This window comes from Pseudomonas taiwanensis, from assembly GCF_013393345.1.
In the GTDB taxonomy this organism is placed as follows: Bacteria; Pseudomonadota; Gammaproteobacteria; order Pseudomonadales; family Pseudomonadaceae; genus Metapseudomonas; species Metapseudomonas resinovorans_C.
On the sequence record NZ_QJRF01000077.1, the window covers coordinates 143,665 to 165,857 of the forward strand.

The 22,193-nt window shown below is 62.7% G+C and carries 20 protein-coding genes; 8 read left to right on the plus strand and 12 right to left on the minus strand.

Annotation, left to right across the window (positions count from 1 at the left end; translation table 11 throughout):
• The first annotated feature begins 15 nt into the window (after positions 1-15).
• Positions 16-846, plus strand: coding sequence for an SDR family NAD(P)-dependent oxidoreductase (locus DM872_RS29245; RefSeq protein ID WP_179062658.1), 831 nt, complete (start codon positions 16-18; stop codon positions 844-846).
• A gap of 69 nt (positions 847-915) precedes the next feature.
• On the opposite strand, the gene DM872_RS29250 is transcribed toward DM872_RS29245, so the two are convergent.
• Positions 916-1,236, minus strand: coding sequence for a 2Fe-2S iron-sulfur cluster-binding protein (locus DM872_RS29250; RefSeq protein ID WP_179062659.1), 321 nt, complete (start codon positions 1,234-1,236; stop codon positions 916-918).
• Between the two features lie 184 nt (positions 1,237-1,420).
• Between DM872_RS29250 and DM872_RS29255 the strand changes: the two genes are divergently transcribed.
• From DM872_RS29255 to DM872_RS29270, 4 genes are all read left to right on the plus strand, one after another.
• Complete coding sequence (locus DM872_RS29255) at positions 1,421-2,641, plus strand: cytochrome P450 (RefSeq protein WP_179062660.1); 1,221 nt, start codon at positions 1,421-1,423, stop codon at positions 2,639-2,641.
• 32 nt (positions 2,642-2,673) lie between these two features.
• Positions 2,674-3,429: an SDR family oxidoreductase gene (locus tag DM872_RS29260; RefSeq protein WP_179062661.1), complete on the plus strand. Its 756-nt coding sequence runs from the start codon at positions 2,674-2,676 to the stop codon at positions 3,427-3,429.
• A gap of 91 nt (positions 3,430-3,520) precedes the next feature.
• Entirely contained in the window at positions 3,521-4,336 is an 816-nt protein-coding gene (locus DM872_RS29265) for an SDR family oxidoreductase (RefSeq protein ID WP_179062662.1), read from the plus strand.
• A 69-nt stretch (positions 4,337-4,405) separates the two neighbouring features.
• Complete coding sequence (locus DM872_RS29270) at positions 4,406-5,041, plus strand: TetR/AcrR family transcriptional regulator (protein ID WP_179062663.1); 636 nt, start codon at positions 4,406-4,408, stop codon at positions 5,039-5,041.
• 104 nt (positions 5,042-5,145) lie between these two features.
• Here the strand turns inward: DM872_RS29270 and DM872_RS29275 are convergent, their stop codons facing one another.
• The 5 genes from DM872_RS29275 to DM872_RS29295 all read right to left on the minus strand — a co-directional run bounded on the left by DM872_RS29275 (position 5,146) and on the right by DM872_RS29295 (position 12,087).
• Positions 5,146-6,333 carry a CaiB/BaiF CoA transferase family protein gene (locus DM872_RS29275; RefSeq protein WP_179062664.1) on the minus strand — a complete coding sequence of 396 codons (1,188 nt, stop codon included), beginning with the start codon at positions 6,331-6,333 and terminating at the stop codon, positions 5,146-5,148.
• 29 nt (positions 6,334-6,362) lie between these two features.
• Positions 6,363-7,853: an aldehyde dehydrogenase family protein gene (locus DM872_RS29280; protein WP_179062665.1), complete on the minus strand. Its 1,491-nt coding sequence runs from the start codon at positions 7,851-7,853 to the stop codon at positions 6,363-6,365.
• Positions 7,850-9,517, minus strand: a complete 1,668-nt coding sequence (locus DM872_RS29285) for a GMC family oxidoreductase (RefSeq protein WP_179062666.1) — start codon at positions 9,515-9,517, stop codon at positions 7,850-7,852. The genes DM872_RS29280 and DM872_RS29285 overlap by 4 nt, the downstream gene beginning before the upstream one ends.
• Before the next feature lie 98 nt (positions 9,518-9,615).
• Positions 9,616-10,812 carry an ABC transporter substrate-binding protein gene (locus DM872_RS29290; RefSeq protein WP_179062667.1) on the minus strand — a complete coding sequence of 399 codons (1,197 nt, stop codon included), beginning with the start codon at positions 10,810-10,812 and terminating at the stop codon, positions 9,616-9,618.
• A gap of 90 nt (positions 10,813-10,902) precedes the next feature.
• Positions 10,903-12,087, minus strand: a complete 1,185-nt coding sequence (locus tag DM872_RS29295) for a thiolase family protein (RefSeq protein WP_179062668.1) — start codon at positions 12,085-12,087, stop codon at positions 10,903-10,905.
• A 242-nt stretch (positions 12,088-12,329) separates the two neighbouring features.
• Here DM872_RS29295 and DM872_RS29300 point away from each other — a divergent pair, with 242 nt between their 5' ends.
• Entirely contained in the window at positions 12,330-13,955 is a 1,626-nt protein-coding gene (locus DM872_RS29300; protein WP_179062669.1) for an AMP-binding protein, read from the plus strand.
• A gap of 13 nt (positions 13,956-13,968) precedes the next feature.
• Positions 13,969-14,844, plus strand: coding sequence for an alpha/beta fold hydrolase (locus DM872_RS29305; protein WP_179062670.1), 876 nt, complete (start codon positions 13,969-13,971; stop codon positions 14,842-14,844).
• 77 nt (positions 14,845-14,921) lie between these two features.
• Here the strand turns inward: DM872_RS29305 and DM872_RS29310 are convergent, their stop codons facing one another.
• Positions 14,922-15,785 carry an acyl-CoA thioesterase gene (locus DM872_RS29310; protein WP_179062671.1) on the minus strand — a complete coding sequence of 288 codons (864 nt, stop codon included), beginning with the start codon at positions 15,783-15,785 and terminating at the stop codon, positions 14,922-14,924.
• 101 nt (positions 15,786-15,886) lie between these two features.
• Here DM872_RS29310 and glcE point away from each other — a divergent pair, with 101 nt between their 5' ends.
• Positions 15,887-16,894, plus strand: a complete 1,008-nt coding sequence (gene glcE / locus DM872_RS29315) for a glycolate oxidase subunit GlcE (RefSeq protein ID WP_179062672.1) — start codon at positions 15,887-15,889, stop codon at positions 16,892-16,894.
• On the opposite strand, the gene DM872_RS29320 is transcribed toward glcE, so the two are convergent.
• The 5 genes from DM872_RS29320 to DM872_RS29340 form a co-directional block, all read right to left on the minus strand.
• Entirely contained in the window at positions 16,891-17,343 is a 453-nt protein-coding gene (locus tag DM872_RS29320; RefSeq protein ID WP_179062673.1) for a PaaI family thioesterase, read from the minus strand. The two genes, glcE and DM872_RS29320, sit on opposite strands and share 4 nt — an antisense overlap.
• 11 nt (positions 17,344-17,354) lie before the next feature.
• Positions 17,355-18,677 (minus strand): MFS transporter, encoded by a 1,323-nt coding sequence (locus DM872_RS29325; protein WP_179062674.1) that lies wholly within the window; start codon positions 18,675-18,677, stop codon positions 17,355-17,357.
• Positions 18,678-18,853: 176 nt separating this feature from the next.
• Positions 18,854-20,503, minus strand: coding sequence for an AMP-binding protein (locus DM872_RS29330; RefSeq protein WP_179062675.1), 1,650 nt, complete (start codon positions 20,501-20,503; stop codon positions 18,854-18,856).
• Between the two features lie 4 nt (positions 20,504-20,507).
• Positions 20,508-21,338: an SDR family NAD(P)-dependent oxidoreductase gene (locus DM872_RS29335; protein ID WP_179062676.1), complete on the minus strand. Its 831-nt coding sequence runs from the start codon at positions 21,336-21,338 to the stop codon at positions 20,508-20,510.
• Positions 21,339-21,350: 12 nt separating this feature from the next.
• Complete coding sequence (locus DM872_RS29340) at positions 21,351-22,181, minus strand: SDR family NAD(P)-dependent oxidoreductase (RefSeq protein WP_256873501.1); 831 nt, start codon at positions 22,179-22,181, stop codon at positions 21,351-21,353.
• Positions 22,182-22,193: the final 12 nt, after the last annotated feature.

Consider the following 22,193-nt stretch of genomic DNA (forward strand, 5'->3'; position numbering starts at 1 on the left):
TGAGGGAGATATTCCATGACACCCAAGGATATTCAACTCGATGGCAAGGTGGCATTTATCACTGGAGGCGCTGGTGGAATAGGAGCGGGTATCGCCCGCAACCTGACTAATTTTGGCGCTTTGGTGGCCATCGCCGATATCGACGTGGAAGGCGGCGAACGCCTGGTGGCAGAGATTCGAGAACAGGGCGGGGACGCGCTGTTCTTGCAGACCGATGTCAACCATACCGAGCAGATCAATGCGGCTGTCGAGGAGGCGGCACGGCACTTTGGGCGGCTCGACATTCTCGTGAACAATGCGGGCGGCGTGCGCAGAAGGCCCTTTCTGGAACAGACCGAAAAGAGCTGGCGCAAGCACATCGACTTCAATCTGATCAGCACCCTCGCTGCGACTCAGGCAGCGGCCAGGGCCATGGTCGGCTTCGGCCGCGGCGGCACCATCATCAACATTGCCAGCAGCGAGGGGCTTCGGGCAGCGCCGGGCTTCGCCGTTTATGCGGCCTGCAAGGCAGGGATGATCAGTTTCACCCGTTCCATGGCGCTGGAACTGGCCGAGCACAATATCCGCGTGCATGCCCTGGCTCCGGACATGATCCTCACGCCTGGGCATGCGCCCTACTTCGAAGCGGCAGGCGAAGCCGGGCGCGCCGCTCGCGACCGGTACATTCCTATGGGGCGTGTCGGCACTACAGATGAATTGGCGGGAGTGGTGATCTTCCTAGTGTCCAACCTGGCGACATTCGTCACCGGCCTGACCCTGCCGGTGGACGGCGGCGCCATCGCCTCCAGTGGCTGGACACGTTCGCCGGTGTCTGGGGCCTGGGACCTTTACCACGCACCGAAGTGACAACTTCGCGCAGGTCGGACCCCGCTTGCCGACCTGCGACCCTCCTGCCCTGGTAGCCCCTCACAGCCATTAGAGCTGAGATACCGGCAGCTTCACCACCAGTCCATCCATCGCCTCGCTCAACACTACTTGGCAAGCCAGCCGGCTGCTCGGCAGTACGTGCAAGGCGCAATCCAGCATCAACCGTTCCTCCTCGACGGGCTCCGGCAGGGCTTCCGCCCAGGCGCCCTCGACATAGCAGTGGCAGGTGGCGCAGGAGCAGCTGCCGCCGCAGTCGCCAAGGATTCCCGGTACCAGGTTGGCCAGGGCCGCCTGCATCAATGACTGGCCAGTTTCCGCCTCGATTCGGTGCTCGGTGCCGTCGTGTTGGATGAACGTGATTGTCGGCATGGGGAAATCCTCTTAGGGTTGTTGTTTTTCGTTCCTCACGAGTAATATAACTAAGTGTTCGCCAGTTTTCCAAGCTGACAATCAAGCCAACTCTCACCCGCAGGATGGAAAGGCGACCAACAGTTAGTTACGCCGGCAAATCACGAAGTCTTACCCTTCACAACAACAACATGAGGGACCCACTATGATCGCTCCACTCAGCGAACTTCCCAGCCACGTACCCGCCGACCTGGTTCGCCACTTCGACCTCTATGAGCCTATCGAGGGCACGGACGACTATCAGACTTGGTTCACCAAACTGCAGGCCGCAGGTACGCCCGACATATTTTGGACCCGGCACAATGGCGGCCACTGGGTAGTGACCCGGGGCGAAGACTTCGATCACGTCCTGAAGACCCCCGAGACCTATTCTTCGCGCATCAACGTGGTGCCGCGCGAGCGGCTCATGCCCATTGTCAGCAAGCCGATCCAACTGGACCCGCCAGACCATACCCGCTACCGCAACCTGCTTACTCCAGCCTTCTCCCCCAAGGCGGTCGTGCCTCTGGGCGAAAAAGCGCGGGCACTAACCATCGAACTGATCGAGGGATTTCGCGCCCGTGGCCAGTGCGAGTTCGTCTCGGAATTCGCGCGCCGCCTGCCAATCGGCATTTTCATGGACATGGTCGCGCTGCCTGCGGCAGATCGTGAGCAGTTGCTGGAGTGGGTGGATGAAATGATTCGGCCTACCCAGGTGGGCAGCCTGGAAGCCGGCAACCAGCTGATGCAGTACGCCTTCGGCAAACTGCAAGAGCGTCGAGCCGAACCAGGCAGCGATCTGCTCTCGGTACTGACCCAGGCCCAGGTGGACGGCAAGCTCCTGGATGACGAAGAGCTAGTAGGGATGTTCTTCCTGCTGTTGCTGGGCGGACTGGACACTGTGGCCGCCATGCTCAGCTTCATCGTCCGCCATCTGGCCTCCAATCCCGAGGCGCGCCGCGAGCTGATCGAGCACCCCGAGCGGATTCCCGCTGCAGCAGAGGAATTGATGCGGCGTTTCCCGATTTCCACTCTGGTGCGCGTGGTAACCCGGGATCACGAATACAAGGGCATCGGTTTCCGCGAGGGCGACCTGGTACTGATGCAGACCTCCGCCCACAGCGTCGACGATCGCTTGTTCAACGAGCCACTGGCAGTGGACTTCGAGCGCAAGGTGGTGTTCCACGGCACTTTCGGAAGCGGCGCGCACCGCTGCATCGGCTCGATGCTGGCGCGCGTGGAAGTGCGCGTATTCCTTGAAGAGTGGCTCAAGCGCATTCCTGAGTTCCGCCTCAAGCCCGGCCAAACATTAAGAGTGGAGCCTGGCATGGTGCTGGCCATGCCACGCCTTGAGCTCGAGTGGAACGTCGCCACCAGCCGCCCCTGACCCATACCGGATAACAGCAAGAGGACATACCCATGACTGCATCGAATCTCCAAGGCAAGGTTGCCGTGGTCACTGGCGGCGCGCTCGGCCTTGGTCGCCAGGTCACCGCCCAGTTGCTGGAACAGGGCGCTCGTGTCGCCATTCTCGGACGTACCGCCGCAACCTTACAGCGCGCCGCCGACGAACTGGGCCAACACGTGTTGCCAGTAGTGGCGGACATTGCCGACCCGCAACAGGTGAGGGACGCCTTCGCCAAGATCGTCGCGGCGTTCGGCGGCGTCGACATCCTGGTCAACAACGCCGCCGTCTACCGAGCGTTCGCCCTGGACGAGGCCAGTGACGAAGAGTTGCAGAGCACCTTCGCTGTGAACGTGCTAGGTCCGACTTACTGCATTCGCGAGGCGATCCCGCTGATGCGACAGCGAGGTGGTGGTGACATCGTCAACGTTTCATCGGAGTCGGCACGCGCTCCCTTCCCGCTACTGGCTGCCTATGCCGCGTCCAAAGGCGCACTGGAAACCCTGTCCGCCGGACTTCGCAACGAGCTTCGGGCGGACGACATCCGGGTCACGGTATTTCGCTCCGGGCACATGAACGGCGACAACACCAGCGTGCTCGCCTGGCCCGAGGGCCGTCTCCAACGCTTCCTCGAGGCGATCGAGCTTTCTGGACATGGCCGCTTCGTTGGTGCAGGCATGGCGCCGCAGACAGTCGCTAGGGCATTGGTATCGGCTATCACCCTGCCTCGCGAGGCGAACGTCGACTTTCTCGAGGTGCGCCCGGCCTGAGGGGCCGCGTCATGGATCGCCCCGCTCGAGGCAGCGCTTGCTTCGTGCGGGTAGCCGGATCGTCCGATAAAACATCCAGGGGAAAATACACATGAACAAGGAATTGATGATCATCACTGGCCTCGGCGCGATGGGCCTTGCCTGCGCCCGTAGACTAGGCACGGGCCGTCATCTGCTGCTGGTGGACAACTCCAGTGAGCGACTGCAGGAGGCCGAACAGGCACTAGCTGAGGGCGGCTACAGCGTCGAGAGCCTCGTACTCGACCTGGGGGCCAGCGACGCGGTACAACGCCTTGGTGACCGGATTGAGTCCCTGGGCGCGTCGCTGCGACTACTGCTGCACACGGCGGCAGTGTCTCCCACCCAGGCCAGCGCAAGAACTATCTACCAGGTCAACCTGGAGGGCACCGCACGTCTGCTGGAACAGCTGACGCCATTCCTTGCCCCTGGCTCTGTGGGCGTTGTGATCGCCAGCATGGCCGGACAGTTCATCAGCCTGACCCCGGAGCAGGAACAGGCCCTGGCGAGCGCCCCCACGCAGTCCATTGCTGAGTTGGCGTCCAGCTGGGAAGGCTCGGAAGACACCAACCAGGCCTACATGGTCGCCAAGCGAGGCAACCAGTTGCGAGTCGAAGTCGAGGCGTTGCGCTGGGCCAGGCGTGGCGGACGACTGGTCTCTGTCAGCCCCGGCATTATCTCCACTGCCCAGGGCCGCCAGGAGGTGGCCGAACAACCCCAAGTTGCGCAATTGGTACGCGATTGCCCGGTCGGCCGCATCGGCACGCCAGAGGACATCGCAGCTTGCGTAGAGTGGCTGGCGAGCCCCGCCGCGGGCTTCGTCACCGGTACCGACCTGCTCATTGACGGTGGCACCATCGCGGCGCTGCGCTGGGCCTCCGAGCGATGAGCACCCGTGGTACTTTGCTGGCAGAATGTCGTACGCCACGTAACATTTCTCAGAAGAAGAAGGCATTTCATGTCCGTCAAAACCAGAGGGCGACCCCGCAAGGAGCTCGACGTCGCCCTGCTAGAGGCCGCAGCAGCCGAGTTCCTCGAACATGGCTATACCGACGCCAACATCGAACGCATCGCCGCCGCGGGCAACACCACCAAACCGGCGCTGTACCGCCGCTACCCGAGCAAGGAAGCGCTGTTCGAGGCCACCCTCTCCCACCTGGCGAAGGACTTCGAACTGGACCTGGGCTTTCTCGACCATACGCGGCCCGTCGAGGATGCCCTCTACGACCTCGCGCTGCTGTTCCACGAGAAGTTGAGTACCACCAAGGTGGTGTCCATGACGCGGTTGAGCGCCTTCATTAGCAATCGCTTTCCTGAACTGATCCTGGCCTTCCGGGCCGAGGTGATGAAGGGCTTCATGGGGCCTCTGACCGCTTACTTCCAGTGGCTCAACGATCAGGGTGTGGTGCGCATTCGGGACACCCTGGACGCCGCAATCATTTTCACCACCCTCACCGGGCGGCCCCATGAACGGCTGATGGGCGTAGTCATACCCGAGGAGAAAGTTGAACCCCACCTGCGTGAACTGGTTCGGTTCTTCCTTGCTGGTTATGCACCAGGTAAGTCTCGGAAACCAGGTAAATCTCGGAAGTAGTCCTGCAACCGGGTTGCCGCAAAGCCCAACAAACGCCCCTGGATTATCGTTCGTTGGGCTTCTCTCCGCTTCGTATTGCTTGCAGCCGGCAGGGATGGGCCGTGCTACTTGACCGCCCCTAGCTTGCGCAGCGCCATCAGCTTGCTCTCCCCTATCCCGATCTCGCGAAGCACTTCATCCGTGTGCTGGCCGAATCCTGGCCCCATGCGGAGTTCGCCCACGGGCCGTTCATCGAATTGAGCGGGTGATACGCCCGTCATGTAACGGTCCGCCACTGGGGCGATGAAGCCATTCTCCAGCGCCTGGGCATCGGCCAGAACTTCTGCCGGGTTCTGAACTGGTGCCCAGACGCCTTCCAGGGTCGCCAGGCGAGCGCACCAGTCGGCGTAATCGCGACTGGCGAATACCTGGTTGAGGACGGCGATCAGCGCCCGCGAATTCACGTGCCGCGCCTGGATATCCGCGAAGCGCGGATCTTGCAGAAGGTCCGGACGCTCGATGTGGGCGACGAAGTCCGGCCACCACTTGTCCATCAGCAGACACAGGCTGATCCAGCGCCCATCGCGGGTCCGGTAGTTGTTGGCCAAGGCAAAGTCGCAGTCCGCCTGGGCCTGCACGGGGATGGTCGGTGCGCCGATACTGATGGCCAGCAAGGATTGCGACATCAGGTAGGTACCCACCATGTACAGAGAGTTGTCCACTACAGCGCCCTGCCCTGTTCGTTCACGACGGAACAGCGCCGCAGCGATGGCGCCGGCCAATGTGACGCCGCCGGTGAGGTCGCCGATCGAGCCGGGTTGACGTGGCGGCATTTCACCGGGCAGCGTCTGACCATTGGCGGCGCCCGCACGGCACCAAGCCGAGGGGTAATCGAAGCCGCCATCATTGGCCAGGGCTCCACGAAGGCCGTAGCCAGTACCACGGGCATAGATCAGCCTGGGATTGCGCGACAGGAGGTCGTCTGCCTCTATGCCCAGCTTCTGCCGGGCGTCCGCTCGCAGGTTGGTGAGGAACACGTCGGCGCCTTCGATCAGCCGGTACAACTGCTCGCGGCCCGCCTCCTGCGTCAGGTCCAGGGCAATCCCGCGCTTGCCACGGTTGGCCGCTTCGAAGAAGGGATTGATAGCACCATCGGCCCCCGGCAACTTCATATGGCGCGCGGCGTCACCTCCCTGGGCGCGCTCCACCTTGATCACATCGGCGCCCCAGTCGGCCAGCACCATGCCGGCGGCCGGCACGAAGGTGTGCTCGGCCACTTCGATCACCCGTATTCCATTCATCACGTCGTACATGGTCTGCCTCGCTATGAACGCTGGTCGTATCAGCCGATGGGATAGGTGATGGACTTCTCCAGCAGAAACTCTTTGAGCCAGTCCTTGCCCAGCTCCCGGCCGATGCCTGAATGCTTGAAGCCACCGAAGGGCGCCTTGACGAAGAAGTCTCCAGTGCCTCCATTGATGGAAACGCCACCAGTACGCAGCTTGAGTGCCATGCGGTACGCGGTAGCACGGTCGGCGGACATCACCGCGCCGCTCAGGCCGAACTTCGAGTCGTTGGCCAAGCGGATAGCTTCATCGTCGCTGTCAAACCCGATCACGACACCGATTGGACCGAACACTTCCTCCTGGGCCAGTGTCGAGCTGTTGTCGACGTTGTTGAACAGAGTCGGCTCGTGGAAGAAACCACGCTGCAGGTAAGCCGGGCGCCTGCCACCAGCCACTAGGCAGGCCCCAGCGTCCAGCCCCATCTGCACGAACTGCTCGGTCTTATGCCGCGCGCTTTCGCGGATCAGCGGCCCCACCACCACGCTGGGGTCAGCCGGGTTACCCAACTTGAACTGACCCAGAACCGCCTTGACCGTCTCGACAAAGGCTGGCCGGATCGAGTTGTGCACCAGATAGCGGGTCAGCAGCGCGCAGCCCTGCCCCGCATGCAAGGACATACTGAAGGCAGCGGTGGCCGCGGCCTTGAGCAAATCGGCGTCCTGCCGGACGATCAATGCCGACTTGCCCCCAAGTTCCAGGTGAACCTTCTTCAGGGTGCCGGCGGACTGGCGGAGGATCGCCTGCCCAACCTTGTCCGAGCCGGTGAAGGTCACCAGATCGACTCGCGGATCTTCGGTGAGCATGGCGCCCACCTCAGGCCCGCCGTTGATCACACTGAGCACGCCACGGGGCAGTCCGGCCTCGACTATCACTTCGCCCAGCAGCAGCCCGGAGAAGGGAGTGAACTGAGAAGGCTTGATTACCACGGTATTGCCCGTCAGCAATGCCGGCACCGCCTTCACCACGTTGAGCAGGAAGGGATAGTTGTATGGCGTGATGCCCACCACCACGCCGTAGGGCTCATACACCACCATACCGGCGGCCAGTATCTCGCCGCCCGCCGGGTCAAAGGGGTTGGGTTTTAGCTCGATGGACGTGCCGTGGGGCTCGAGCTTCTCGGCCAGGCTGATGGCGTAGTCGATGGCTTCGATGGCGCCATTGAACTGGGCGCTGTTGAGCAGTAGTTGGGCCGCGCCGACCTCGGCGATCAACAAGGACTTGATGCGTACCTCGCGCGCCAGGATGGCAGCGCGCAGGCGTTTGACGGCGGCGATCCGCTCGGCCATCGGCAGGCCCGGCCAGGGTCCCTGGTCGAAGGCCTCGCGCGCCGCCGCAAGTACCATTTCCACTTCAGTACGGCCAGCTAGCGGTGCCTCGCCGATGACTTCTTCGGTGGCCGGATTGAGGATGGGCTCGTACCCCTGAGTCGGCAGGACCCATTCGCCGTCGATGAGGAAGGACTTGATATCGGTGTACGGAACATTCATTGCTGTTGACCCTCGAGTTCGTGGAGGTCCAGTTGACGATGGAGCGCGTCTGACTGGCGGCGGGTTGCGCCCGCCAGGATGAGTTCTGCCGCGCGTAGAGCGATGGCCATGGCTGGGGCGTTGGTATTACCGGAGACCAGAGTCGGCATGATGGAGGTGTCCACCACACGCACACCGCTGACACCCCGCACACGAAGTTCGGGGTCAAGCACGGAAGCAGTATCCCCGCCCATTCGGCAGGTGCCGGACACGTGGTAGGCGGTCTGTCCGATGGCGTGGGCGGCGGCGAGGACTTCCTCGTCGCTCTGTGCGGCCTTGCCGGGAACCTCCTCGCTGACGATATACGGAGCCAGCGCCGGCTGGGCGCAAAGCTGGCGCACCCAGCGCACCAGGGCAATGGCAGCGGCCTGGTCGACCTCGGAAGCGAGGTAGTTGGCGTCTATGGCCGGAGGCACATCCGGATCGGAGGAGCGAATGCTCAACTGGCCCTGGCTTTCCGGGCGCATGAAGTAGCAGTAGAAGGTCAGGCCTGGCTGCTTCTCCGGCACCACGGTCTCCCCCTCCTGTGCCAGCGAGTGCAGGCTGACACCAATCTGTGCATCAGCTCGGTCCAGCTCCGGTCGGGTCTTGATGAACCCGCCGGCCTCGTGGGCGGCGTGAGTGAGCGGACCGCTGGAGTGGACGTAATACTTCCACAGCGAACCCAGCAGACCCAGACCGCGGAAGCAATTGTTCAGGCTGCCGCCGGTGACCCGGTACTGCATGGCCAGGCAGACGTGCTCACGCAGGTTGCGACCCACGTTCGGCGAGTCGCTGACCAGCGGGATACCGTGCTCGACCAACAGCGCGGCCGGACCGACGCCCGAGAGTTGCAGCAGCTTGGGCGACTGGATGGCGCCGGCGCTGAGAATCACTTCACGACGGATTCCGACCTGCCGCTCGCCGCGCTTGTCGCGGACCAGCAGACTGACAGCGCGTCGCTCGCTGAAGTTGATCCGCAGAACCTCGGTGCCAGTGAGGATGCGCAGGTTGGGGCGATTGCGGATGGGGTGGAGAAAAGCCCGAGCCGCGCTGAAGCGCTTGCCCTGCCAGGTGGTCTGCGGCTGGTAGCCGAAGGCACCCTGCTCCACCGTGGCCACGTGGTTGGTGTCCTCCACCCGCTGCACACCGTTCTGTTCGGCGGCCTGGATCACCGCCTCGCAGAGCGGCGAGCCCGAGGGATGGATGGAAACTTTGAGTGGGCCGCCGGCGCCGCGCGCCTCCGAAGCTCCGAGCTGGTGGTCTTCCAGGGCGACGAACTGACGGGCCATGTCCTTCCAGCCCCAACCAGTGCAGCCGGCCGTTTCCCAGGCGTCGTAGTCGGCCGGCGCGCCGCGGACGTAGACCATACCGTTGATGGAACTGGAGCCACCGATGGCGCGACCCTTGAGCCAGAGTTCGCCGGGCAGGCCATTGCCGCGGGAGACCTGGTAGTCCCAAACGTGGGGATTGCCCGGCGCCAGCAGCTTGCCGATGCCTCGCGGCATCATGATCAGCGGGCTGCCGTCGTCCGGACCACTTTCCAGCAGCAGGACGGATACCGACGGATCTGCGGATAGCCGGTTGGCCAGTACACAGCCAGACGACCCCGCCCCCACGATGACGTAGTCATATTGCTCTTGCATGGAAGGCACCTGATTGTTGTTGTTTTACGTTACCAGAAAGTAACATAACATCAGTTCTCAGCCTTTGCCACTGCCTTTCCACGGAGCGCGACATCAAATCACTCCGGCCCCTCCGGACTGCGTTCCCAGAGGACTTCCTTGACCGTTGGAGCAGCCACCTCGCCTTCCATCCAGTACAGGATTTCGAAGTAATCCTGTTTCAGTTCGTCCTTGAGAACCTCTGCCCTCGGCTTGACCCTGACCACATACATGCCCTGCAGGTTCTGGTGATCCAGTGCGCGCCATTTCTGCTCGTCCTTGAGCAAGCGATAACTGTGGTCTTCCAGTGCCGCGACCACGGCCGAAGACTCTGCCGTACCGGCGCGCGTCACAGCCTCGGCCCACTGCCGGACAATGCCGTAGGCCGACGCGGCGGCGCTGGACGGGTAGCTCTGGTAGCGGCCGCTGTAGTCGACAACGAAACGCTTGCCACGCGGGTTTGCCTCGCGCTCAGGAACCCGCCAGGTCCAGGTATCGGTGCCGATCACGCCGCTCATCAGCGCAGGCCCGGCCTGGTCGACCACGTCCTGATTGAGGTTGGGCACGACCACCAGCATGCGTTCCTTGAGCCCCAGGTTGTCGACCAAGCGCATGGCATTCACCACGTCCGTACCGTAGAGCATCAGGATCAGCACGTCGGCCTCGCTCTGCGCCGCCTGCTTGAGCGCATCGCGGTAGTGTCGCTGGCTGGACAGGTCGCGACTGCGCGAGGCCTCGCTTAGGCTGCCGCTCCTACCATTGGGGATGACGTCGTCGCTGGTGATGATGAAGTAGCGCTTGCCCGGCAGCGTGGTCTCCAGGTACTCCATCAGCAGGTTGTTGGCCATCCGGGCACTAGCACCCTCTCGGAACAAGAAGGCGTGGCCGGCGCGACCAGTCACCCGATTGGCGTAGGCGGTGGGCACGAAGTAAGGCAAGCGCAATTGCCGGGCGCGTTCGCCGGCGGCTATGACCTCGTCACTGGATGCGCCACCCATTAGCATCACGGCGCCGTCGGCCGCCAGGCGCTCGACATTCTGCGCCGCCCGATCGGGCATGGCGCCGCTGTTTCGGCTCACCAGTTTGAGCGGCCGGCCCAGAACGCCGCCGTCTCGATTGATCTCCTCCACCGCCATCAGTGCCCCGCGCTTCTGCGACAGCCCCTCCCACTTGTAACTTCCGGTACTGGGGTAGCTGAGGCCGATCACCAGAGGTTCCGCAGCGAATGACTGGGCTTGCAGACAGAATAATGACAATGCGGCGACCAGGACTCTCATGTCCGTCTCCTTGAGATTGTTGTTCTTATCGTTATCTCGCACGCACCTGGTACTCACGCCCCGATCATGGGGCGGGACACCGGTCGGGAATCACTCGCGCGACAGCAGGACTGCGCCAGCCAGTGGACCGCCGCCATTGCTGGCCACGGCCAGTTTCGGATTGCCCGGAACCTGACGCGCCTCGCCCTCTCCGCGTAGCTGCACTACGGCCTCGTGCACATGGCCGAGGCCATGCAGACGCCCGGCGGAAAGCTGACCGCCATGGGTAGCCAGGGGCAGTTCGCCGTCGAGGGCGATGCGCTGGCCGCCTTCGACGAAGTCCGCTGCTTCACCCCGACCGCAGAAGCCCAGCCCTTCGAGCCAGAGCAGGGAGAGAAAACTGAAACCATCGTAGAGTTCAGCCAGGTTGACGTCGGCCGGTTTGTAGTCAGTACGACTCCATAGGCGTTTACCGCAGGCTTCGGCACTGTAGCGAGTGAGGTCGTCCATCTGATCCCAGGCATCGCGACCGCTGAACGGGCCGCAGATGGATTCGACGAACACCGGCTTGCTGCGCAGGTCCGGCGCAGTATCGCGGTGCGAAATGATAAGCACGGTGGAACCGTCCACCGGGACATCGCAGTCGAACAGGCACAGCGGCGTCGAGATCATTCGCGCGGCCATGTACTGGTCAAGGCTGAGAGGGTCGCGGTAGACGGCCTTGGGGTTGAGCATCGCGTTGCGTCGGGCATTCAGGGCGATGGCCGCCAATTGCTCACGGCGGGTGCCGAACTCATGGAAATAGCGGCTGGCGGCAAGCGCCACCCAGTTGGCTGCAGAGGCGGCCTGGAATGGCACCAGGAACTCGGCGAAGCCTGAAACCCGCGCTGCCGACCCGCCCACCGTGCTGGAACGTACGCCCTGGGCGAGCGCACTGGATTCGTTCACTGTGCGGAAGCACAGCACATGGCGCGCCTGGCCCGACGCCACAGCCATGCAGGCATTGATCAGAGCGCTCATCTGGGTGGCTTCGTTGCCGGCGCAGTACCAGTTCAGCTCCAGGCCGAGGGCTTCCTTCACCTGGCCGATGGACACCGGCGAGAAGGCCGGCATATCGGCGCGATAACCCGGCCAGCTGGCCACACCGTCTATCTGGCTCCGATCCAGACCGGCGTCTGCCAACGCCGCAAGCACGGCTTCGAGAGTAAGATCCAAACCAGTGCGCCCCAGCCTGCGCCCCACGGCCGACTGGCCGATGCCGGAAATGATCGCTGTTCGTTCCAGAGCCGACGCCATGGAGCTTCCTCTTTGCTTGTTATCGGGTTTCAGGCGGGTTCCGGGGACTCTTCGAGAGAGTATTGACCCCCCATCCAGACTGCGGCAGACTCTAAAAAATGTCAAACAGTCAGTTTTTTGCCTACCACCGCTCACAGCGGCCGACGCTGAAGAAACTTGACTGTAGGCCATGGTAGCGGGACTGCCTCTCGATCCAGGCTCGACGAGGGGCGCCTACAAAAACAACATTGAGGTCCAGATATATGTCAACACGCGAACCCGGCTGGAGCACTGATCAGGTCGATACCATCAACGCCGTGCTGCAACGCTCCACTCAAAAGTACGGTGAACGCAAGTTTCTCGACGTTCTCGGCGAGACCTACAGTTTCGCTGATCTCAACCGGACTGCCTGCCGACTGGCCAATGGCCTGCGCGCCCTGGGGGTGAGCAAGGGCCAGACCGTGGTCACCATCCTCGACAACTCCGCCGATGCCGTGTGCATCTGGTTCGCCATCAACAAACTCGGTGCGGTAAGCGTACCGGTCAACACCGCCCTCAAAGGTGAGTTCCTCCGCCACCAGATTTCGGATGCCGACTCCATACTGGTGATCGCCGAGAGTGATTACGCCGAGCGCGTCGCGAGCATCGCCAGCAAGCTGCCAAAGCTGGAAACCCTGGTCTACCGTGGAGCCGTGCCTGACCTGGTGTTCGACAAGCAGTTGCTGCCCTGGACCAGCATCCTCAGCGACGATTCCAGTGAGCCCAACGTTGACGTGCAGCCAGGCGACCTGGCCATGCTCATCTATACCGGCGGCACTACTGGCCCATCCAAAGGCTGCATGATCAGCCACAACTATGCGTGCAGCCTGGCCCGGCAGATGTTGGTGATCACCAACCGCCAGGAAGACACCATTACCTGGTCTCCGCTTCCGCTGTTCCACTTCAATGCTGTGGCCACCACCGTGCTGTCGAACATGATGGTCGGCGCCCAGGTTGCACTTTATACCCGCTTCTCGGTTTCCAACTTCTGGCCGGAGATCGAACGTACCGGTGCCAATGATGTGCAACTGCTGGCCTCGATGATGCCGATGCTGGCCGGCGCGCCGGACAACGACTCGATGAAGCGCTGTTTCGGCCAGCTCAAAGCAGTCTGGGGCGCGCCCTTCCCGGTATCCGTGCAGGACCAGTGGAAGAAGCGCTTCGGCGTCGCCCACACCATCTGCGGAGGCTTCGGCCTCAGCGAATGCTCGCTGCCGACCATCCTGCCCTTTGGCACGCCGATGCGTCCAAACAGCTCCGGCAAACGCAACACCGAGTACTTCGACGTGCGTATCGTCGATGACAACGATGTCGAACTCCCGCCCAACACCCCCGGCGAAATCATCGTCCGCCCGCGCAAGCCGCACGTGATGTTCGAAGGCTACTGGCGCCGCCCCGAGGACACCCTCAAAGTCATGCGCAACATGTGGTTCCACACGGGCGACATCGGCATGTTCGACGAGGACGACTACTTCTATTTCCTCGACCGCAAGAAGGACTACCTGCGCCGTCGCGGCGAGAACATCTCCAGCTTCGAGGTGGAAAGCGCCTTCCTCCAGCACCCCGCCGTGGACGAAGTGGCCGCCCATGCGGTGCTGTCCGATCTGGGCGAGGACGAACTGAAGGTGACCATCACCCTCAAGCCGGACACGGTGCTGAACGAAGTGGACCTGTGCCACTGGGCGGCCGACCAGATGCCCTACTATGCGGTGCCTCGCTATATCGAGTTCCGTAGCGCCTTACCGAAGAGCCCGCTGGGTCGCGTCTACAAGTTCCAACTGCGTGACGAAGGTGTCACCTCCGGAACCTGGGATCGTGAGAAAGCCGGCTTCAAGCTTGCAAAGCGCTGAGAAGACGGAAGCGATGAAAGTGCAGACCTGGCTCAAGGGTGCCCATGGAAATCGCCTGGCGGCGGACCTTTCCGGTGCAGAAGATGCGCCAACGGTAATCCTCCTCCACGGTGGCGGGCAAACCCGCCACTCCTGGGCGCGTGCCCACCAGGTGCTGGCTGACAAGGGCTATCGCGTAGTGTCGGTGGATGCCCGCGGCCACGGCGAATCTGACTGGGCCGCGGATGGCGACTACAGCCTGGAAGCCCAGGTCGCCGACCTTCTGGCGGTGATCAAGGCACTGGGCGGTCGCCCGGCCTTGGTCGGCGCCTCCATGGGCGGCACCCATTCGCTGGTGGCTTGTGGTCGGTATCCCGAGATTGCAAAAGCTCTGGTGTTGGTGGACGTCACGCCGCGCCTGGAGCCCCAGGGTATCGAGCACATCGTCGGCTTCATGACCCAGCACCCGGAGGGTTTCGCCTCTTTGGAACAGGCAGCTGAAGCCGTGGGTGCCTACAACCCCAACCGCCCTGCCCCGCGCGACCTAAGCGGCCTCGCCAGGAACCTGCGCCAGCGCGACAACGGCCGATGGTACTGGCATTGGGATCCGTGCTTCATCTCCGGTGACCACCAAGACAAGGTCGCGCGTATCAGCCAGACGATGAAGGCGGCAGCTCCAGCAGTCAGGGTTCCCACCCTGCTGGTGCGCGGCCGCCAGAGCGATGTGGTCAGCCCGGAAGGTGTGGAAGAACTGCGCAGCATGCTGCCGCACCTGGCTTTCGTCGATATCGAAGGCGCCGGGCACATGGTCGCTGGCGACAAGAACGATCACTTCAACTCCGCGATCATCGACTTCCTGCGCGACCACCATCCATTGCCCCAGGAAGAGCAGACGGAAGCAGGACTGTAGCGTTCTAAGCCCTGCATTTTCCGCGTGACTGCGCCTTTCTCGGCGAGAGAGGCGCAGCCCGTTCAGATAGACCTGCCCTACTCCCGCTCCCCAACCAGACAGTCCTGGGCAATGGATGCCACCAGATTCCGCGACTGGTCAAATACGCGCGCCTGGGTAAGACCACGCCCACGCTGCATGCTTGGGCTCTCACACACGAACAACAGCCAGTCATCGGCGACAACAGGACGGTGGAACCAAAGGGAATGGTTGAGGCTGGACACGAACAGCCGCTCCCGCGCTCTCTCGATGGGCACGTGGTAGCTGATGGCAGCCGAGTTGATCCAGTAGTCGCTGAGATAGGCCAAGGCTTGAGCATGCAGAGCGGGCGACGACGGCAGACTCTCGCGCAACTTCAGCCAGTAGGCGATGGCTGGCGCTTCGGCACATTGGCGTAGGTAGTTTTGCGGCTCGACGATGCGCAGCTCCACGAACGGTCTGACAAAGCGCGCCCAATGGCCGTCCTCGACGACATCCAGCGACAGCAGTTGCTCCGGCCCGGGCAGTTCGGTGGCGGTTTCCATATGGAAGAATCCGCTGATCGGCGCCTGCAACGTGACCTGCGCATCCACTATCCGGCGTTCGCCCTGCTGACCGGTTACATGCAGACTGGTGAAACGTTTTCCTTGCTGCAGGGGCGTCACCCGATAGTGCAGCGGCTGGTCGGTGCGCGCACCCTGGAGAAACAGACAATGCAGTGTCGCTGGCATCAGCTCCGGGCTGTAGCGCTGGGCTACGGCCAAGGCCTGTCCCAGCAGTTGGCCACCAAATACCCGGCCATTGAGGTTGGTGTCGTGAGTGCTGGCGAGGAATGACCCGGGAGCCTCCTGCTCCAGCACGAACAGTTCCGCTAGGCGCTCCTGACTCCAGTTTCTTGGCCTTACCGCCGCTGCTGCCGTCATGAAATATGTACTCCGAAAACTGGCTCTCGTGCCCTTGTTGATGGCATCGAAACTAACCAATAAACTGACACATAGTCAATTATTAGAAAGCCAGGACAGTGATGAAGGCCCATGACGCCAGCACGCAGCTGATCGAAACCATTTGTTCCGCCAAGGCCAGGAATGCCAGGTTGCGAATCAGGGGGGCTGATAGCAAAGGCTTTCTTGGCCTGAGCAAGTTCGGAGAATCTCTGGACAGTCGCAATCACAAGGGCATCCTCGAACTCGATCCCGCACAGTTCTGGATTCGCTCTCGGGCTGGCACCTCATTGCGAGCACTCAACGCTACGCTGGATGAATACGAGTTGATGCTCGCCTTTGAGCCTCCGGCCTTCTCAGCAGACGCCACAGTCGGTGGCATGGTCGCCACTGGCCTGGCAGGCCCTCGTCGCCCCTGGGCCGGGGGTGTGGCGGAGCACGTCCTGGGGGGTAGCCTGATCGATGGGGATGGCCAGTTGCGCCACTTTGGCGGGGAAGGTATTCCAAGCCGGCTGGTGGCCGGCAGCCTGGGCCGCCTGGGCTTGATCTCCGAGGTATGTCTGCTAGTGCGACAAAAGCCTCGTCGGACGCTCAGTCTTCGTCTGGAAATCAGCCAGTCCTTGGCGCTACGCAAGTTCCGGACCTGGATGCGCTATCCCTCCCCGCTCAGCGGCGGATGCCACACTGGCGATGCGCTTTACCTGCGCCTGGAGGGCACCCCGGAAGCCGTGCAACGGGCAAGGAGCCTGATCGGAGGCGACGAAACCAGCTCCAGCCTGTGGGACGATCTGCGCGAGCAGCGCCTAGGTTTCTTCCGCGACCCGCGCCCGCTCTGGTGCATCCAAGTGGGTGCAGATGCGCCACAACGGAAGCTGCCGGGGGCGGTGCTACTGGATTGGGGAGGAGCCCAGCGCTGGCTGAAGAGTGCCGAGCCGACACTGGTGATTGAGCGCCACGCCCAGGCACTGGGTGGCAGGGCGATCTGCTTCACGCCGGATGGTTGCGCGCCCGGTCTCAGTCAGCTGCCGGAAGCAGAGGACATGCGGGCGCTCCGCAAGCAGCTGGACCCGCAAGGTCTGTTCGCCGGCTAGGCCGCCGGCGTCTTGCGATTTACGTACTTGAAGGTGCCCGAAGCCGTGGCAAGCAGTTCACCTGCCTCATTGCGCACCTCACCATCGCAGAACGCCAGGGACTTACCGCTGGAGCGCAGGAAGCCCCGAGCAACCAGCAGACCGCCAACACCGCCGCCAGGGCGCATGAAGTTGGTCTTGAGCTCCACAGTGACGCAGCTGCGGCCGCTCCCGTGACCCAGCGTGCAGCAGGCCAGCACGGCATCCATCAGGGTCATCATCAATCCGCCGTGGGCGGAGGCCCCGCCGTTCATGTGATGATCCTTGAGGCGCAGGCGCAGGGTGGCACCCTCCTCGTCGAACTCCGGCGTGCCATAGATCTCAAGGTGGGTCAGCAAGGGGTCCATGCCCTGCAGGGGCGGAACACTCGCCACGTAGGCGCTGACTTCCTGGGCGTTTCTGCCGCTCATTTCAGTACTCCTCACGCTTGGCTGCGAGACAGGCCCGGCATATCGTCGCCCGACTGTTCGACAGCCTGCTGATCCGGTTCTGATTGGTCGAATTTCGGGTAGCGTCCCAGCGTGAGGATCAGCACGGAACCCAAAGCGAAGGTAATGACGCAGTGGGTTAACAAGCCGGAATAGGATCCGGTCTGGGCGTAGAGATAGGCGAAATAGAGTGGTGCCAGCGTAGCCCCCAGACCAATGAAGCCCATGTGCAAACTGAAGATGCGACTGTAGTCACGCATACCGAAGTAACGCGCCATGAGAAATGCGGCGATATCCATCTCCGCCCCCGCACCAACACCTACCAGGACCGAGGCCAGCATCAGGCTGGTCATGTGGGTATCCGCTCCGGCGAACATCAGGCAGCCAAAGGCGGGCATCACCAGCACCACGAAGGCAACCCCCGGTGCCCAGAGGCGGTCCACCAAGTAACCCACCACCACGCGACCGAGAATCAGGGAGATGCCATAGACACTGAATGCCAGCCCCGCGTCGGTGGCTGACAGCCCCTTGTCGCGCAACATGGGAACGGTGCTGGTGACCATGCCGATCATCGAGGTCACCGAAAGCACCAGTGCCACGTTGCACAGCCAGAACCGTGGCGACAGCGCCGCCTGGCGCAGGGACATGCCTGGTAGTCGGGGAGCCGTGCCGGGCTCGGCGACGGCGCGGGTGATCGGGCTGTCGCTACGCATCCACAGTAACGAAAGCGGCCAGGTGATCAGCAGCGGCATGGCACCCAGCACCCAGAATCCGGCACGCCAGTCGGACTGGGCAATTACCCAGCTCAGCACCGGCGGCAGCACCAGAGCGGCCAGCCCCGTACCACTGAGGATGATGGCCAGGGCCAAACCGCGGTTGCGGTCGAACCAGAGGTTCACCAGCTGTGTCCAGGTCACCATGGTAGTTCCCATGCCAACAAACGCCAGCAGGGAGTAGCCGGCATAGAGTTGCCAGATCGGGCCGGTCATCAGGCTGATGGCGAAGTAGCCGAGGGCCAGGGCAACCAGCGAGGAGATTGCCACCGGACGCAGGCCATAGCGGCGGATCAGCCAGCCACTGATTTGCACTGCGACGATGGTAAAAGCAAAGAGAAAGGCGATGGCGGGCTGAATCTGCTCGCGAGACCAGCCGAAAGCCTCCTGCATGGGCAGTACCAGGGTACCGAAGGAATACAGTGGAGCGACCCCCACCGAGGTGCCAATACCCAGCAGTGCCAGGATGAGGATGCGCCAACCCTGGCGAAACTCGGTGAGGTCAATCGCCAGGGAAGGACCGGAATGGTGCTGGGAACTCATGCGTGGATACCCCGCTCAGCCTTGTAGTTGTTTTAGCCGGATTCTATACCCGCGAAATCAATAAATGACACTCTTTTATTTATTGCCATCCATGTCGCTCAGCAAGTGCACTCGATGGTGAGTGCGACGACCCCATCAGAAGTCACACCTGATAGGTGTCGTCGCACTGCAGAGGGTCAGCGTTTGGCGAAGGTCAGGTTTGCCTTTACCCTGTCCCAGGTCTGCGGGGTAACCCCGTCATCGCGCAGCTGGTACTTGAGGATGCGCCCTACCGGGCTGCGCGGCAGGCTGGTGCGGAACTCGATGAATCGCGGTACCGCGTAGTACGGCACGCGATCGATAGCCCAGCGACATAGATCCTCTTCGCTGAGCGTGCTGCCCTCACGCAGCACGGCGGTTACCTTCACGTCGTCCTCCGACAGTTCGGAGAACACCGCATGGACCGCCACTTCCTCGATCTCCGGATGGGCGATGAAACTGCGCTCCATCTCGAAGCCGGAGATGTTCTCGCCGCCGCGACGCATGTAGTCCTTCTTGCGGTCGAGGAAGAAGAAAAAACCATCCTCGTCCATCTTCCCGATGTCGCCTGTGTGGAACCACATGTTGCGCATCACCTTGAGAGTGTCGGCCGGGCGGTTCCAGTAGCCCTCGAACATCACGTGGGGCTTGAGTGGTCGCACGATCAGCTCACCGGGCGTGCCATAGGGCAGCTCGACGTCAAAATCATCGACCACCCGGATATCAAACGAGTCGCAGCGACGCCCGGCGCAGTTGGGTTTGTCCGGCTGGCCGAAGGGCAGCATGGTGACGATGGCGCACTCGGTGAGGCCGAAACCGGCCCCGCCTACCGTGTGACGTACGCCAAAGCGTTCGCGCCAGCGAGACTGCAGCTCCGGGGGGAAAGGCGCCGAATAGACCTTGTTGAGCTTGCCGTAACAGCGCTTCATGGCCTCGTTGTCCGGAGCGTCAGCCAACAGAGGGCCCATGGAAGCCAGCAAGTTGGCTTCGTTGGCGCCACTGCGCTCGATATCCGGCCAGAACCCGGAAACCGAAAATCTCGGATAGATCACGGAGCGGGCACCGATCATCAGGTTGCACAAGACGGTCGTGACCGTCGCATTGAGGTGGAACAAGGGCAGTGGCGTCCAGGTGATGGACTCAGGCGTGCGTCCGTGGGCTTCAATGATCTGCCGCGCCTCGTTGCAGGCATTGTTGTGGCTGATCATGCAGCCCTTGGATGGGCCAGTGGTGCCGCCGGTATAGATGAGCATAGTCAGGTCACTGGGTAGCACCTCGACCTTGGGGTCGCTGTTGTCTTCACTGCGCAGCGCCTCAAGGGAGACCAGAGTCTTCCCGCCGAGGTCCGTTGCAGGCGCGACACCACGGTGGGCAATGTACTTGAGGTTCGGCAGTTGGTCCTTTACCAGGGCAATGCGCTCGGCGTACTCGGTTTCGGCAATTACCAGCTCGGCGGTGGCGTCGGCAATCTGGTGGCGCAGGAATTCGCCCTTGAGGGCTGTGTTTACCGGCACGCTGATGGCGCCCAGCTTGTTCAGGGCGAACCAGAGCAATACAGCATCGGCGTTGTTGTCGAGAATGGTCACGACCGTCTGGCCCTTGACCACACCCAGGGCTTCCAGGCCGTTGGCCAGTCGGCAGCTTTCCCGCTGGATGTCGGCAAAACTGTAAATATCGCCCTGCACGTCGAGGAAGGGACGCTCGCCATGCTCCCGCGCTGCCCGGCGCACCACGTCGTTAACGGTGTCCATTTGGCCGACGGACCAGCCCGGCAGGGCCTTGTCGTTGAGTTGGGTGGAAAAGCTCATGGTTTCAGACTCCGGATGGGTATTGGCCGACCAGGCGTTGCCAGCGCTGTCCTGCCAGCGCCAGGGAACCTTCGTGGCTCAGCACGTAAAAGTGATCTTCGCGGATGGCCGCAAGCAGCGCTTCAGCCACGTCCTCGGCGCTCAGCGCTGCTTTTTCCAGCGCCTGTTGAGTGCCCTGCTGAAAGGCCAAGGCGGCAGCCGAGGGTTCAGGTGCCCGCGACAGGGAATGGTCGCGACCCGGTCCCGTGAGGCCGGTACGGACCAGACCCGGGCAGAGCACCGAGACCCCGATACTCGTCCCTTCACTGGCAAGCTCCAGAGCCAGGGATTCAGACAGCGCCACAAGGGCCGACTTGGCCGCCACATATGGCGCAATGAAGGGAATAGCCATCAGCCCGCCCATGGAGGCGGTGTTGACGATGTGGGCTGGGCGGCCCTGCCGCAGCAGACGCGGCACGAAGCTATGCAGGCCATGGATAACACCCATCAGGTTGACGTCCAGCACCCGCCGCCAGTTGCCCAGGTCGTGCTCCCAGCTGTTCCTTGGCCGGTCGCCGGTGATACCGGCGTTATTGCACAGAATGTCCAGCCCGCCCACGGCATCTACCTGGCGAGCCAGGTCCTCCACCGATTCGGCATCGGAGACGTCAACGGGAATGGCCAGCACCTCGCCGCCCAGCCTTGCCAGGCTATCCCGTGCCACTTCCAACTCCGGTCCGGGCAGATCACCCAGCACGACGCGCATGCCTTCACGCTGGAAGGTGCGCGCCATGGCTAGACCGAGGCCACTGGCCGCGCCGGTGATGACGACGGTCTTGTTCGCAAACTCGCGCATCGCTCACCTCCCTCAGCGGACCGGCACAGTGCCGCCGTCCACACAGAGGGTCTGGCCGGTAATGAAACGCGAGCCTTCCCCGGCGAGGAAGACCATTACTGGCGCCAGGTCCCGCTCGGCGTCTCCGAGCTTGCCACCCAGGGGGATGATGCGGCTGAGCATCTGGTCGTGGGCGGCGAGTTCCTCGGCACTCATTTTGGCCCGGTGGGCGTCGTACATGGGCGTCCAGATCATCGGCGCGAGGGCGTTCACCGTGATGGCGTAGCGCGCCCACTCCTGGGCCAAGGTGCGGGTCCAGGCCAGCACCGCGCCCTTGGACGCGGCATAGTGGGCGGCGCCGGGCATGCCACTCAGACCAGCGGCGGAGCCGAAGTTGATGATGCGTCCGCCTCGCTCCTTCAAGTAAGAAAAGGCCGCCTGATTGGTGTGCAGTGTGCCGCGCACGTTGACGTCGAAGATCAGGTCCCAGTCCGGCTTGTCTATGGCCTCGGCCGGCGCAGTGCGCTCCACCGCCGCGACGTTGGCCAGCACATCGAGCCCGCCCAGCCAGGCAACCGCTTCGCGGAAGGCCCCGTCCACCTTGCTTTTGTCAGCGATATCGCAATGGAGGAACAGCGACTGGCCAGGGTGGCTGGCCTCCAGTTCGTCGACCAGAGCCCTGCCCTGCTCGTTCAGTACGTCCAGGGAAACCACACGCGCGCCTTCCGCTACGTAGGCACGCACCACACTGGCGCCTATACCGCGGGCGCCGCCGGTGACGATCGCGTTCCTGCCTGCTAGCTGCATGGCATCGACCTCTTGTTCTTGTTGTATGAGGAGTTGATAGCGCTCGCTGGTGGGCATCAGCCCACCTTT

Coding starts and splice junctions, on each gene's coding strand:
- DM872_RS29245 (WP_179062658.1), top strand. CDS start 16: ATGACACCCAAGGATATTCAACTCGATGGCAAGGTGGCATTTATCACT.
- DM872_RS29250 (WP_179062659.1), bottom strand. CDS start 1,236: ATGCCGACAATCACGTTCATCCAACACGACGGCACCGAGCACCGAATC.
- DM872_RS29255 (WP_179062660.1), top strand. CDS start 1,421: ATGATCGCTCCACTCAGCGAACTTCCCAGCCACGTACCCGCCGACCTG.
- DM872_RS29260 (WP_179062661.1), top strand. CDS start 2,674: ATGACTGCATCGAATCTCCAAGGCAAGGTTGCCGTGGTCACTGGCGGC.
- DM872_RS29265 (WP_179062662.1), top strand. CDS start 3,521: ATGAACAAGGAATTGATGATCATCACTGGCCTCGGCGCGATGGGCCTT.
- DM872_RS29270 (WP_179062663.1), top strand. CDS start 4,406: ATGTCCGTCAAAACCAGAGGGCGACCCCGCAAGGAGCTCGACGTCGCC.
- DM872_RS29275 (WP_179062664.1), bottom strand. CDS start 6,333: ATGTACGACGTGATGAATGGAATACGGGTGATCGAAGTGGCCGAGCAC.
- DM872_RS29280 (WP_179062665.1), bottom strand. CDS start 7,853: ATGAATGTTCCGTACACCGATATCAAGTCCTTCCTCATCGACGGCGAA.
- DM872_RS29285 (WP_179062666.1), bottom strand. CDS start 9,517: ATGCAAGAGCAATATGACTACGTCATCGTGGGGGCGGGGTCGTCTGGC.
- DM872_RS29290 (WP_179062667.1), bottom strand. CDS start 10,812: ATGAGAGTCCTGGTCGCCGCATTGTCATTATTCTGTCTGCAAGCCCAG.
- DM872_RS29295 (WP_179062668.1), bottom strand. CDS start 12,087: ATGGCGTCGGCTCTGGAACGAACAGCGATCATTTCCGGCATCGGCCAG.
- DM872_RS29300 (WP_179062669.1), top strand. CDS start 12,330: ATGTCAACACGCGAACCCGGCTGGAGCACTGATCAGGTCGATACCATC.
- DM872_RS29305 (WP_179062670.1), top strand. CDS start 13,969: ATGAAAGTGCAGACCTGGCTCAAGGGTGCCCATGGAAATCGCCTGGCG.
- DM872_RS29310 (WP_179062671.1), bottom strand. CDS start 15,785: ATGACGGCAGCAGCGGCGGTAAGGCCAAGAAACTGGAGTCAGGAGCGC.
- glcE (WP_179062672.1), top strand. CDS start 15,887: ATGAAGGCCCATGACGCCAGCACGCAGCTGATCGAAACCATTTGTTCC.
- DM872_RS29320 (WP_179062673.1), bottom strand. CDS start 17,343: ATGAGCGGCAGAAACGCCCAGGAAGTCAGCGCCTACGTGGCGAGTGTT.
- DM872_RS29325 (WP_179062674.1), bottom strand. CDS start 18,677: ATGAGTTCCCAGCACCATTCCGGTCCTTCCCTGGCGATTGACCTCACC.
- DM872_RS29330 (WP_179062675.1), bottom strand. CDS start 20,503: ATGAGCTTTTCCACCCAACTCAACGACAAGGCCCTGCCGGGCTGGTCC.
- DM872_RS29335 (WP_179062676.1), bottom strand. CDS start 21,338: ATGCGCGAGTTTGCGAACAAGACCGTCGTCATCACCGGCGCGGCCAGT.
- DM872_RS29340 (WP_256873501.1), bottom strand. CDS start 22,181: ATGCCCACCAGCGAGCGCTATCAACTCCTCATACAACAAGAACAAGAG.